Consider the following 12,061-nt stretch of genomic DNA (forward strand, 5'->3'; position numbering starts at 1 on the left):
CATGGGGCGCCGTTGTTCGTTTTTTGGTACTCAATCATGTTTGATCTCGATCTCTTATCCATCCTGCTACCCGCCTTCGCCGCGGGTATCTTGGTACTCTCAACCCATGTGCTGCTGGGCAGTCAGGTGCTCAAGCGCGGCATCATCTTCATCGACCTGGCGATCGCCCAGGTGGCGGCGCTGGGGGCCATCATCGCTCACACCAACCACGAGCTGGAGCATCTAGCCTATGTCACTGTCTGGATGCCGGCCCTGTTTGCCCTCTTAGGGGCAGGGTTTATCGCCTGGCTGGCCAAGCGGATGGCCAACGAGCTGGAGGCGATCATAGGTTGCTTCTATGTGCTATCGGCGGTGGCGGCCATGTTATTGCTGTCAAACGATCCCCACGGCGCAGAGATGCTTAAGCAGTTGATGTCTGGGCAGATCCTCTGGGTGAACTGGTCACAGCTGATTCTGCCTGCCGTGGTGTCTGCGCTGGTGCTGGCGATCATCGCCCTGCGCCCGGCCATACTCAATGGCGCCGGTTTCTATCTGTTGTTTGCCTTAGTGATCACCCTGTCGGTAGAGCTGGTGGGCGTCTATCTGGTGTTCAGCTCCCTTATCCTGCCGGCGCTGGCGGTTAACAAGCTGCGCGGCAGGGGCAAATGGCCGCTGGCCTATCTGGTGGGTCTGCTGGGCTATGGCATTGGCCTGTTGCTGTCGGCCAGTTTCGACCTGCCGAGCGGCGCGGCGATTGTGGCGACCCTGGCGGTCAGCACAGTGGCGTTTCGTCTGTTACAGCCTCGTCTAATGAGGGAAAGTTCGATTACGAAGGTTAGTGCCAACTAGAAAAGTCGATAAAGACGAGGTGCTTGAGAGATGAGCGGGTAGGGTGCAACAGGCACTCTCCCGCTTTTTTCTTGGCTGCGTTCCGTTGAGGCGATGTTTTTTCACTGTTAATTCCATGACTTATATCGTTAACACTTGGCAGGTATGCTGTAAGCCCTTTGGGGCCCTAAGACGACAGGTGTAAGTCAAAAGGCCTGCTGCTATAATGTCGCCACTGAAATCACAGGAGTAAGTTGTGCTGTTAATCTTCAGATCTCTGATCTTAGCCATCATGTTGTTGTTGGCCTTTGTCTTCGGTGGCCTCTATTGTCTGCTGCGCCCCCGCCATAGAGACAATGTGCATCTGTTTGCTAAGATATTTTCCTGGGCCGCGCCTGTCTTAGGGGTCAAGGTCGTGGTACGCAAGCCCAAGGTGGAGCGCAGCGAGCCCTGCATCTTCCTGGCTAACCATCAGAACAATTTCGATATGTTTACCCATACGGCCGCCGTGCCTAAGGGCACCGTCAGCCTGGGTAAGAAGAGCCTGGCGTGGATCCCTTTCTTCGGCCAGATCTACTGGTTGTCAGGGAACATATTGATCGACCGTAAGAACCGTAACCGCGCCTTCGAGACCATGGCGCAGACCGCGAAGAAGATTAAAGATAAGTGCCTCTCGATCTGGATCTTCCCCGAGGGCACGCGTTCACGGGGCAAGGGGTTGCTGCCTTTCAAGGCGGGCGCCTTCCATACCGCCATCGAGGCCGGTGTTGCCATGGTGCCTGTGTTGGCTTCGAATCAGGAACATATTAAGCTTAACCGCTGGAATAACGGCGTGGTGATCATCGAGATGATGGATCCCATAGAGACCAAAGGCCTGGCTAAGTCGCAGGTAAAAGAGCTATCGACTCGGATTCATGCCATGATGGCGGAGAAGCTGGCTCAGCTGAATCAGGAAGCCAGCGCCCTGATGGCCAAGAAAGCAATTAATTAAGAACACTTTTATTCGGAGAGATCCATGTCTACAGAACGTCAGTTGCAGGAACAGAAACAGGAAAACCAGGAGATCGTCGACGCGATTCTTGCCGATGGTTCTGAGCCCGATGCCGAATACACCATAGAACATCACTTCTCGGCCACTAACTTCGACCGTCTGGAGAAGGCGGCGGTAGAAGCCTTTAAGATGGGCTTCGAGGTGAACGATGCCGAAGAGATGGAGCTGGAAGACGGCTCAGTGCTCTTCTGTTTCGATGCTATCGCCTACCATAAACTCGACGTGGCTTTGCTGGACAAGGCCTGTGAAGATTTGATCCAGCTGGCTGCTAAGCTGAAGGTGGATTACGACGGCTGGGGCACCTACTTCATCGGCGACGATATGGAAGGTGACGACGAGGAGTATGAAGAGGAAGACTCTCGCTTCCATTAAGCTGTTTTATTAAGCTGTTGCCATTTAGCAGCTGCCATTAAAAAGCCCATCTATGATGGGCTTTTTTTGTGTCTGTGATGGCCTGGCTGTGATGGCCTGGCTGTGACGGTCACGCTGTGACCTCTTGCCATTTAATACTTATCGCTTAGTCGTGGCGGGCTAGTCTGCCTCGCCTGGTTTGAAGATGACGCAGCAGTTGCGCCCTTGCTGCTTGGCCTGATAGAGGGCGCTGTCGGCCTGACCCAGCCACTGGGCGCTGTTGCTCAGGTGTTCGTCTATGCCGCAGATGCCGATACTCACCGTCACCTTGAGGATGGCGCTCTCGAATCTCAGCTCCGAGGCTTCAATCTTCTCCCGCAGACGATCGGCAAAATGCAGTGCCGCCTCGGCATTGGTGTTCGACAGCACCACGGAAAACTCCTCGCCGCCGTAGCGGCCGGCGCAGTCTGTGTCCCGCAGGGATTGACGCAGGATATGGGACACATGCTGGATCACCTTGTCACCGGCGATATGGCCGTAGGTGTCGTTAATGCGTTTAAAGTGGTCGATGTCGAACATCACCAGCGTGGTGGGTTCGCCATAGCGGGCATGGCGGTCGAACTCCTTCTGCATACACAGTTGCCAGTGGCGGCGGTTATGCAGCTGGGTCAATCCATCTGTCTGGCTCAGGTGTTCCAGGCGCTCGTTGGCGGCCTTGAGCTGCAGCTTGTTGATCGCCACATCGGTGACATCATAGATGATCATGCTGATATGGGTGATCTGGCCGGTGAGCGAGGAGAGCGGCAGCAGGGTCACATTCTGGTACATGAAGTCGGCGCGGCCCGTGATGGGACGATAGTTGCCGAACTTGAACACATAGGGGCGCTGCTCCCAGCTGATAAAGGCGCGATTCTTCAGCAGGAAGACAGACTCCATCTTCTGTTTCAGCCAGGTCGCCGGCAGGTAGTCGAACTGATCGAACAGGTACTTGCCCTTGATGGAGTTGGGTGAGATGCCGCTATGGTTCTCCATGAAACCATTCCAGAGCTGGATGTTGTAATCGCGATCCAACACGACCAGGCCGACCTCTATGGTCTGCACCATATCGATTAGCCAGTGGAGTTCGTTCATCGCGCTTTGGTCATATGGCATATCTTGATCCAACTTAATCCAGCAAATAGCCCAGCTTATAGTTAAGCGTCGGCAAAGATTCTTCGGTAAATAACAAGAGGAGATCGCATTGAATATCATGGCCTTCGATGCGGTAGTTGATCTCCATCGCCAGGGTGCGGGACCATTTCTCCGAGTTGTCGTGGATCAGGTCGTTCACCGTGCAGTGGCGCCCCAGCACCACGGGATGGCTTTGGCTGAATTTCATGTGCAGTTGCTCTGAGATGCCGCTGAGAAAGGCGCCGATCAACACGTTGCCCGTGTCTATCATCACTTCTATTTCAGTATTGGCATCCTCAGGGTTTGCCAGTCCCATCAGCTTGGCCATGTCCTGAAAGGAGGAGTCGTGAAACAGCAGTAGCGCCTCGCCGGCAACTCCGGCGCCGATAAAGCCCTGACACAGCGCCGATACCGTGCTGTAGCGCTCGGTAGCCTTGAGGGTCATGGTGAGCTCGCTGACTTCCAGCACGTTGACGTTAGGGATGGGCAAGAGCACGAAGACATCCAGCAGCTTGGCCAGCAGATCGGCGGCGCGGCCCATGGCTACGTTGGCGACCTCCTGACAGGCGTCGCGCAGATCCACCTCGATCATGGGGTTGTCGTTTTCTTGCTCGCCCAGGGCGATGGTGAGTATGCCGTATTCCTGGAGGATATTGCTGATGGCATCGGCACTGACGGGCTTCTGAATAAAGTCCAGCGCACCCAGGGCCTTCACCTTTTCGTGGGCCTTGATCTGAATGTCGCCCGACACCACGATAACTAGGGCGGGCAGATCCTCTTTCTGAATGGTTTCCAGTACCTCGTAGCCATCCATCACCGGCATGTTGAGGTCGAGAAAGACCACTTCGCCCTTACCGGCCCTGATCGCCTCGATACCTTCGGCGCCATTGTTGGCAAAGGTGATCTCGACATCCCACTCCTTGGGCAGGGTTCTGGCCATCTGCTTGCGAGCGAGTGCGGAGTCATCGCATATGAGTACGGGGATCGACATCTAGTTATAACATCCTAATCTGCCTTCATTATTAGAAGATAACACCAAATCACTTGCTTGGTGGCGAAAAGCTTCATCCTGAGGCAGTTTTATCGGTTTTGTCTTTGGTAACGACAGGGATTAACGGGGCTTGTTGCTGATGCATTTACCGGGACATTCACCCGATCTCCAGGCATCCGAGCCAGCTTGGCGCGGGTAGCGGGAGCAGGTAAATGACAAACTCTGTCCAAAGGTTATTATCTATCAGCTTGATTAACAACCGTAAACTCTTTGGTGGCAATATTTTGACGCCAGTCAAAAAACGGACTCATGTTATATCTTTTAGGGATATTTGCCAAATGTGTTACATTCCCTTCTGGACTGACCAGTAGCAGAGTTTAAGCGCAGCGATTGAGGAGTAAAGGAATGCAACACCCCAACGTCACCCTGACCATAGCCGAAGGCATCGCCTGGGTAGAGCTGTCACGGCCGGAAAAGTACAACGCCCTTAACTATGAACTGTTCGAATCTATCGTTAAGGTGCAGAAGCATATCGCCAAGCGCCGGGATGTACGGGTGGTGATCTTAACCGGCAGCGGCGGTAACTTCTGTTCCGGCCTGGATGTGGCCAGCGTGATGAAGTCGCCGATGCAGGCGTTTAAGTTGCTGTTTAAGTGGTTGCCGGGCAATGCCAATCTGGCGCAGCGGGTCTCGATCGGTTGGCGCCGACTGCCTGTGCCTGTGATCTGCGTGCTCGAGGGGATCTGCTATGGCGGCGGTACCCAGATAGCCTTAGGGGCGGATATGCGTATCGCCGCGCCAGACTGTCGTCTCTCTATCATGGAGGCCAAGTGGGGACTGGTGCCCGATATGGCCGGCTTAGTCGGTCTGCGAGAATTAGTGGGTAAGGATATCGCCATGCAGCTCACCATGACGGCCGAGGTGATCGACGCCCAGCAGGCCAAGGCCCATGGGCTGGTGACCCAGGTGAGCGAGGCGCCGCGGGAGGCCGCAGAGGCCCTGGCACATCGACTGGCCAACACCTCGCCCGATGCCAATGCGGCGATCAAGTTCAGCATCAACAAGAGTTGGCGCGCCGGTGAGCGCAGCCTGCTGGCCCGTGAGTCCCTGAGTCAGGTGCGTCTGCTTGTGGGCAAGAACCGGCTGATTGCCGCCCTACGTCAGACCAAAGATCCTGAGCGTCGGTACCAGCCGCGTCAGCCCTGGTGGCGTTAACTGAATGAGTCACAACAGATTTTCAATGTGATCGGCTTCACACTACCTCTCGCCCGGCGAGACGAACACCCCGAGGCTCGCTAGTATCCTGCTGCCAAAATTTTGATAAAGGAAAGCTGGATAATGCGACAAGGGTTTGAACGATTTCTCTGGAGTAGCCGCCTCTCAGTGATGATAGGGGTGTTTGCCTGTGTGCTGGCGGCCCTTGTGGTGTTTGTCATGGGCATCAAGGATGTTATCCACATGGTCGACCTGCTGTGGGACTATGTGATCAGCGGCAGTTACGAGGTACGTAACGACCTAGTGATGGTGGTGGTGGAGATCTTAGATACCTTCCTGCTGGGGTCTGTGCTGCTTATCTTTGCCTTTGGTCTCTATGAGCTGTTTATCAGCAACCTGCAGGCGGCGGAAGATAGCGTCGCCGGTGGTAAGATCTTAGTGATCAGCAGCATAGATTCGCTCAAGAGCAAGCTGGGTAAAGTGATCCTCATGATGTTGATCATTAAGGTGTTCTCCTACTTTACCGAGATGAAGCCGACCTCCATGTTGGAGTTGCTCTACATGGGCATCATAGTCGTGCTGATCGCCCTGGCGCTGATGCTGAGTAAAGATAAGAAGTAAACCTCTAAGCCTTAGGGATAGGCCCGCAGGATACGCTGGGCGAAGCCCTGAACCAGGATCAGTACCTCCTGCCAGGCTGTGGGCTGATCCAGGTTTAACGCCAGTCGCTGCTGCTCATAACGCAGTGGCTGCCCCATGGGGGAGAGGGCCTTGCGGGTATCTTGAGTTGCCAGCGAGGCCGGTAGCCCGTCGGGGGATTGAATATCCAATACCGGCAGCTCGAGCTTAGCCAGCTTGCCTGCCAGATCGCGATTCTCCGCCTCAAGTTCCAGATAGGGATTGATCACCACCAGCAGATCCGGGCTCGGCAGCGCGGCGGCGGTCAGCATCTCGATAACCAGGCCGGCACTCTGGCCGCTGACGATAAGCATCCGCTTACCCGGATACGCCTTCCCCAAACCGTCGAGCTGCCCCAGGGTTTGACTCAGGGCGGTTTTCTGTTTCTCCCGTAGAGCCGTCCAATCTTCCTGGCTGTATTTGGGCAGGCTCTGATCACGCTTCTGGCTGAGCTGCGCCTCGCCGGGCTTGGGGATCTCACCGGCATCGGTGATATGGTTGGGCTGTGATGCACCCTGGGGCGCACCTATGCTCAGGGTCGCCCAGCCCTTGGGCGTGAGATCGCGTCTGAGAAAGGCGAGCAGGCCTTCTGGGTCGGCATCCTCGCCCAGATCCCCTAACAATACCGCCGCGCCATATTGATTTCGTCCCTGCCAGGGGCGCACCAATACCGGCTGCTCTGTGCCCTCGACCGTGATTTTAGCCACCTCGGTTGGCGGCAGGTAATCATAGTCTTGCATGGCATTGCGCTGGGCGAAAGCCATCAGGGGAAACAGGGTAAGGATAAGCAGTGTGGTGCGTAGATTCATCGGCTTATTGGGTCATCTGGCGTTAACTTTGACTATGGCGTCAGTATAAGCCTAACTGCTTACCAATGGCGATAAAATGCGAAAGAAGCTGGCACCGACCAGGGTCGGTGCCGATAGGAGGGACTAGCTGTCGTCTTAGGGACTGAACTTATGCGTGACTGGAATTAGGCATGGCTGACCAGGACCAGACGCACGGCGTCCAGTTGCAGCTGGCAGCCATCTAGGTAGTTGCCCAGCTCGACCATCTGATTTCTCAGGTGCTCCAGCTCCTCGTCACGGATGTTGGGGTTGACGGCCTTGAGGGCCTCCAAACGCTCCAGCTCGGCGGTGAGCTGCTGGGTCATCCTGGCGCTGGCCTCTTCGGTCAGCTGTTTCATCGCCGCCTCGGCAAAGGCTTCCCCCTTGGCAAACAGCGGGTGCAGTATGGTCTGCGACGCGTTGACCAGCTTGCTGGCGATGTGACGGTTGACCGCACTCAGCTGCTTGTCGAAGCTCTCGTAGCTGACGTTCTCCGACAGGTTGTTGCCATTCTTGTCCAGCAACACTCGAACCGGGGTAGGCGGCATGTAGCGGTAGAGCTGGCTCGAACGCGGCGCCGAGGCATCGGCCATGTAGATCAGCTCAAGAAAGACTGTGCCTGCCGGCAGGGCCTTGTTCTTGAGCACGGCCACGCTGGTGGTGCCTGTCTCGGAGGAGGTGATCAGATCCAGACCCGTCTGTACCAGCGGGTGCTCCTGGGTGATCAGGGCGATATCGTCGCGGGATAGCGCCATCTCTCGGTCGAAGGTCACGGTAATACCGTCTTCCGGCAGGCCGGGGTAGGTGGGGAACATCATATGCTCGCTCGGGTGCAGCACGATGGCGTTCTCGCCGCTATCTTCCTGCTCGACACCTATGATGTCCCACAGGCGGATCACAGAGCCAATCAGCTGGGTGTCCTGGTCGCGGGCCGCCAGGCTCTCCACCAACTTCTGCGCCTTGGCGCCGCCGTGGGAGTTGATCTCCAGCAGCTTGTCGCGGCCCTGTTCCATCGCCTTCTTTAGCGCCTTGTAACGGGTCTGGGTGTGGTTGAGCAGCTGGGTGAACTGATCTTCGTCGCGATATACCAGCTGGGTCAGCAGCTCGTCGGAAAACTCGTTAAACAGAATATGGCCAGTCGGGCAGGTCTGCTCAAAGGCGTTGAGTCCCTTGTGGTACCAGTTCATCAGGTTTTCCTGGGCCGTGCCCGCCAGGTAGGGCAGGTGGATCTCGACATCGTTGGCCTGGCCGATACGGTCCAGACGACCGATACGCTGCTCCAGCAGATCCGGGTTAAGCGGCAGGTCGAACAGCACCAGATGGCTGGCAAACTGGAAGTTACGGCCCTCTGAGCCGATCTCGCTACAGATCAGCGCCTGGGCGCCGCCGGTTTCCTGGGCAAAGTAGGCGCCCGCCTTGTCGCGTTCTATGATCGACATGCCTTCGTGGAACACGGTAGCCTGAATGCCCTCGCGGGTACGCAGCGCCTCTTCCAGGCTCAGGGCGGTCTCCGCCTGGCTGGCGATGATCAGCACCTTCTTGCTGCGATGATTCTTGAGAAAATCGATCAACCAGTCGACCCTAGGATCGAACTTCCACCAACTGGCGCTATCGCTCTCGAACGCCTGATAAAGTTTTTCCGGGCTCAGCGCCTGTTTCACCTTGGCGGTGAGATCAGTCTGGCCACCCATCATCTCTGATACGCGGGCGGCGGTCTCGTACTGGCTCGGCATGGTCTGTGGATGGGCGTTGAAGATACGGGTCGGGAAGCCCTTCACCGAGGCGCGGCTGTTACGGTAGAGCACGCGGCCGGTGCCGTGTCTGTCCAGCAGTTCCTGTAGCAGCTCGCTACGGGCCTGTTCGCGTTGATCATCATCGACACTCTCGTCTTCGATCAGACGCAGCGCCGGGGTGATATCTTTCTCGTTGAGTAGCTCGGTCAGGCTGGCAACGGCCTCGTCGGGCAGACGCTTGCCACTGGCCAGGGCATCGGCGGCACTGGCCACCTCTTTGTAGCTCTCCTCCTCTTTGAGGAAGGCCTGATAGTTGTAGAAGCGATCCGGGTCCAGCAGACGCAGACGGGCGAAGTGACTCTGGTGGCCAAGCTGATCCGGGGTCGCGGTCAGCAGTAGCACGCCGGGGACCACTTCACTCAGGGCCTCGACCACGCGATAGGCGCGGCTCGGTTCCTCTTCGGTCCACTCTAGGTGGTGGGCTTCGTCGACCACCATGAGATCCCAGTCGGCATCCAGCGCCTGGTCCAGGCGTTTCTTCTTACGCAGCAGCTCCAGTGAGCAGATCACCAGCTGTTCGGTGTAGAAGGGGTTGTCGTGGTCGGCATAGGCCTCGACGCATCTGTCTTCGTCGAATACTGAGAAGCGCAGGTTGAACCGGCGCAGCATCTCCACCAACCACTGATGGCGCAGCGTGTCTGGCACTATGATCAGGATACGCTCGGCGCGGCCGGTCAGCAGCTGCTGGTGAATGATGAGGCCGGCTTCGATGGTCTTACCCAGGCCTACCTCATCCGCCAACAGGACGCGCGGTGCGAAGCGCTGGCCCACTTCATGGGCAATCCACTGCTGATGGGGGATCAGGCCTACGCGCGGGCCCTGTAGGCCCAGCAGATCTGAGGTGGCCAGCTTGTGACGCAGTAGCTGGCTCTGGTAGCGCACGCCAAATCTGTCGAGACGGTCGATCTGGCCGGCAAACAGTCTGTCCTGGGGCTTGTTGAAGCGAATATTGTGGTTGAGCAGGGTCTCGCGCAGGCTGACCTCCTCGCCGGTTTCCGTGTGGATACCGTGGTAGATCACCAGTTGGTTCTTCTCTTCGACTTCGCTGACCTTGAGACTCCAGCCTTCGTGACTCTCGATGATATCGCCGGGGTTATAGATCACTCGGGTTAGCGGGGCATCGTCGCGGGCAAACATGCGGTTTTCGTCAGTGGCGGGGAACATCAGGGTGACCATACGGCCTTCGAGTCCAATGACAGTACCTAAACCGAGTTCCGATTCGGTATCACTAATCCAACGTTGACCTAAGGAAAAGGGCATTTACAAATTCTCATCTACAGGGTGAATCACGAAAGGGCGCGTATGTTATCCAATCGAGGCTTTGATGTCGAACACATCTGACCCGTAATTGCCTCGTTAAAAAGCCTAAAGATTACAAATTATCCAATCGGATCGGCTGGCACCCGCCTTGTCATCTTAATGTCATTTTAGGCCACCAGTCTCAAATTGGGTCGGGCGATTTTCTGGGCAAGTTTCCGTTGAAGCCGTGAGATTTTGGTGTCAGTATGGATTTAACCGCTAAGTGCTTTGTTGCGCGTCACTATACTGATAGAGAAGGAGGCTAATTACCCGCTCAGTTCGCTTGACTACAAATATAACACCCTACGCACAAGTGGAGGCGCCATGGAACAAGACGACAAGAAGTTGTTTGTACTGGATACCAATGTGTTACTGCATGAACCCTTAGCCATCTATTCGTTTAAGGAGCATGATGTCGTAGTCCCCATGACTGTCCTTGAAGAGTTGGATCAGATCAAAGACAGGAAACGAGATATTAGCCGAGATGCCCGAGTCGCCATTCGCGCACTGGAAGACATACTCGGTGGGCAAACCACCCCAGAAGAGATTGTCAGCGGGGTGCCCTTACCCAAACGCGAAGGACACGGTGACGCAGTAGGTTCCCTCTCGATCTTCCCCGACCATCAACTCGAATTTACCCAGGCATCTCTGCCCGGCGACAACAACGACAACCGCATCATCAACACCGCCCTGCATCTGCAGAAGCAGTTTGCCCCACGCCATGTGGTGCTGGTGACCAAAGATATCAACATGCGCCTCAAGGCCAAGGGCGCCGGCATTAACCTGGTCGAAGACTACCGCACCGACCAGCTGATCGACGACATTCCTTCCTCACCAAAGGTTTTCACCAGTTTGACGGGGATTTCTGGGCGCGCAAGGAGCATGTGAATACCGAAACCCAGGGGCGTCATACGGTGCATAGGGTGCCGGTTAGGGAGGTGGGTGAGGAAAACTTCTATACCAACCAATATCTTATCGACGAAGACTCTAACTTCTGTGGCCGGGTCTTGAGCAATAACGACGAGGATCTGGAGATATTGGATCTTGGCCGTGATCGCCTGCTCAATTTGGATGCCTGGGGCATCAAGCCCAAAAATATCTACCAGGGGATGGCGATGCAGGCGCTGCTGGACCCAGATATCGATCTGGTGATTCTCACCGGCCCAGCCGGTTGTGGTAAGACGCTGCTGGCCATGGCGGCGGCGCTGGAGATGGTGGTGGAGCGGGGCCTCTACGACAAGGTGATCGTTACCCGTAACACGCCGGAGATCGCCGAATCTATCGGCTTCCTGCCCGGCACCGAAGAGGAGAAGATGGCGCCCTGGCTCGCGGCCATCACAGATACCCTGGAGGTGTTACACAAGCATGACGTCAACCCCAGTGGCAGCATGAACTACATAATGGACAAGGCCAACATACAGTTTAAGTCGATTAACTTCATGCGTGGACGCTCGATACAGAACTCTGTGGTCCTGCTGGATGAGTGTCAAAACCTGACCGCCTCGCAGATCAAGACGATGATCACCCGTATGGGCGAGGGGACTAAGCTGATCTGTAGCGGTAACCTGGCGCAGATCGATTCTAACTATCTGACGGCGGTGACCTCGGGGCTCACCTATATCGTCGAGCGCTTTAAAAATTTCGATGGCAGTGCCAACGTCTACCTCAACGGCGTGGTGCGCTCTCGCCTGGCCGAGTTTGCCGAGGAAAACCTATAGCCGCTGAGACGGTTAATGACGATAAAAGGCTCCCAGGGTGGAGTCTTTTGTCTAAAGAAAGCGCAGCGCTAGGCAGCTGCATCAATTTGTCGGCCCAGGCCAACTGAGATCATTCTGGCAAAAGCGACTCCCCTTTGTATTCCATTGGGCTGGCTTCCTGA

9 protein-coding genes and 1 pseudogene are annotated in these 12,061 nt (G+C 56.1%); 6 read left to right on the forward strand and 4 right to left on the reverse strand.

The genetic code is table 11. The features are described from left to right. The first annotated feature begins 36 nt into the window (after positions 1 to 36). The 3 genes from DB48_RS14065 to rraB all read left to right on the forward strand — a co-directional run bounded on the left by DB48_RS14065 (position 37) and on the right by rraB (position 2,230). Positions 37 to 828, forward strand: a complete 792-nt coding sequence (locus DB48_RS14065) for a metal ABC transporter permease (RefSeq protein WP_041510863.1) — start codon at positions 37 to 39, stop codon at positions 826 to 828. Positions 829 to 1,063: 235 nt separating this feature from the next. Further along, positions 1,064 to 1,798: a 1-acylglycerol-3-phosphate O-acyltransferase gene (locus DB48_RS14070; RefSeq protein ID WP_041510864.1), complete on the forward strand. Its 735-nt coding sequence runs from the start codon at positions 1,064 to 1,066 to the stop codon at positions 1,796 to 1,798. Between the two features lie 24 nt (positions 1,799 to 1,822). After that, complete coding sequence (rraB, locus tag DB48_RS14075) at positions 1,823 to 2,230, forward strand: ribonuclease E inhibitor RraB (RefSeq protein WP_041510865.1); 408 nt, start codon at positions 1,823 to 1,825, stop codon at positions 2,228 to 2,230. A gap of 159 nt (positions 2,231 to 2,389) precedes the next feature. Here rraB and DB48_RS14080 read toward each other — a convergent pair whose 3' ends face one another. Continuing rightward, positions 2,390 to 3,361 carry a GGDEF domain-containing protein gene (locus DB48_RS14080; protein WP_041510912.1) on the reverse strand — a complete coding sequence of 324 codons (972 nt, stop codon included), beginning with the start codon at positions 3,359 to 3,361 and terminating at the stop codon, positions 2,390 to 2,392. Between the two features lie 13 nt (positions 3,362 to 3,374). Further along, positions 3,375 to 4,370: a response regulator gene (locus DB48_RS14085; protein ID WP_041510866.1), complete on the reverse strand. Its 996-nt coding sequence runs from the start codon at positions 4,368 to 4,370 to the stop codon at positions 3,375 to 3,377. A gap of 405 nt (positions 4,371 to 4,775) precedes the next feature. On the opposite strand from DB48_RS14085, the gene DB48_RS14090 reads away from it, so the two are divergent. Both DB48_RS14090 and DB48_RS14095 read left to right on the forward strand, forming a co-directional pair. Then, entirely contained in the window at positions 4,776 to 5,585 is an 810-nt protein-coding gene (locus DB48_RS14090; RefSeq protein ID WP_041510867.1) for a crotonase/enoyl-CoA hydratase family protein, read from the forward strand. Positions 5,586 to 5,708: 123 nt separating this feature from the next. Further along, entirely contained in the window at positions 5,709 to 6,206 is a 498-nt protein-coding gene (locus DB48_RS14095; RefSeq protein WP_041510868.1) for a YqhA family protein, read from the forward strand. Between the two features lie 11 nt (positions 6,207 to 6,217). Here the strand turns inward: DB48_RS14095 and DB48_RS14100 are convergent, their stop codons facing one another. Both DB48_RS14100 and rapA read right to left on the reverse strand, forming a co-directional pair. Further along, positions 6,218 to 7,072: a DUF3530 family protein gene (locus DB48_RS14100; protein WP_041510869.1), complete on the reverse strand. Its 855-nt coding sequence runs from the start codon at positions 7,070 to 7,072 to the stop codon at positions 6,218 to 6,220. Between the two features lie 164 nt (positions 7,073 to 7,236). Further along, positions 7,237 to 10,143 (reverse strand): RNA polymerase-associated protein RapA, encoded by a 2,907-nt coding sequence (rapA, locus tag DB48_RS14105; protein WP_041510870.1) that lies wholly within the window; start codon positions 10,141 to 10,143, stop codon positions 7,237 to 7,239. A gap of 363 nt (positions 10,144 to 10,506) precedes the next feature. On the opposite strand from rapA, the pseudogene DB48_RS14110 reads away from it, so the two are divergent. Further along, positions 10,507 to 11,900 (forward strand): annotated as a pseudogene (locus tag DB48_RS14110) (PhoH family protein). Positions 11,901 to 12,061: the final 161 nt, after the last annotated feature.

Origin of the sequence: Shewanella sp. cp20 (assembly GCF_000832025.1) — a bacterium.
GTDB lineage: Bacteria > Pseudomonadota > Gammaproteobacteria > Enterobacterales > Shewanellaceae > Shewanella.

Bases quoted from the DNA above. Each gene is read 5' to 3' on its own strand.
- DB48_RS14095 (WP_041510868.1), top strand. From the start codon at position 5,709: ATGCGACAAGGGTTTGAACGATTTCTCTGGAGTAGCCGCCTCTCAGTG.
- DB48_RS14100 (WP_041510869.1), bottom strand. From the start codon at position 7,072: ATGAATCTACGCACCACACTGCTTATCCTTACCCTGTTTCCCCTGATG.
- rraB (WP_041510865.1), top strand. From the start codon at position 1,823: ATGTCTACAGAACGTCAGTTGCAGGAACAGAAACAGGAAAACCAGGAG.
- DB48_RS14090 (WP_041510867.1), top strand. From the start codon at position 4,776: ATGCAACACCCCAACGTCACCCTGACCATAGCCGAAGGCATCGCCTGG.
- DB48_RS14065 (WP_041510863.1), top strand. From the start codon at position 37: ATGTTTGATCTCGATCTCTTATCCATCCTGCTACCCGCCTTCGCCGCG.
- DB48_RS14080 (WP_041510912.1), bottom strand. From the start codon at position 3,361: ATGCCATATGACCAAAGCGCGATGAACGAACTCCACTGGCTAATCGAT.
- DB48_RS14085 (WP_041510866.1), bottom strand. From the start codon at position 4,370: ATGTCGATCCCCGTACTCATATGCGATGACTCCGCACTCGCTCGCAAG.
- rapA (WP_041510870.1), bottom strand. From the start codon at position 10,143: ATGCCCTTTTCCTTAGGTCAACGTTGGATTAGTGATACCGAATCGGAA.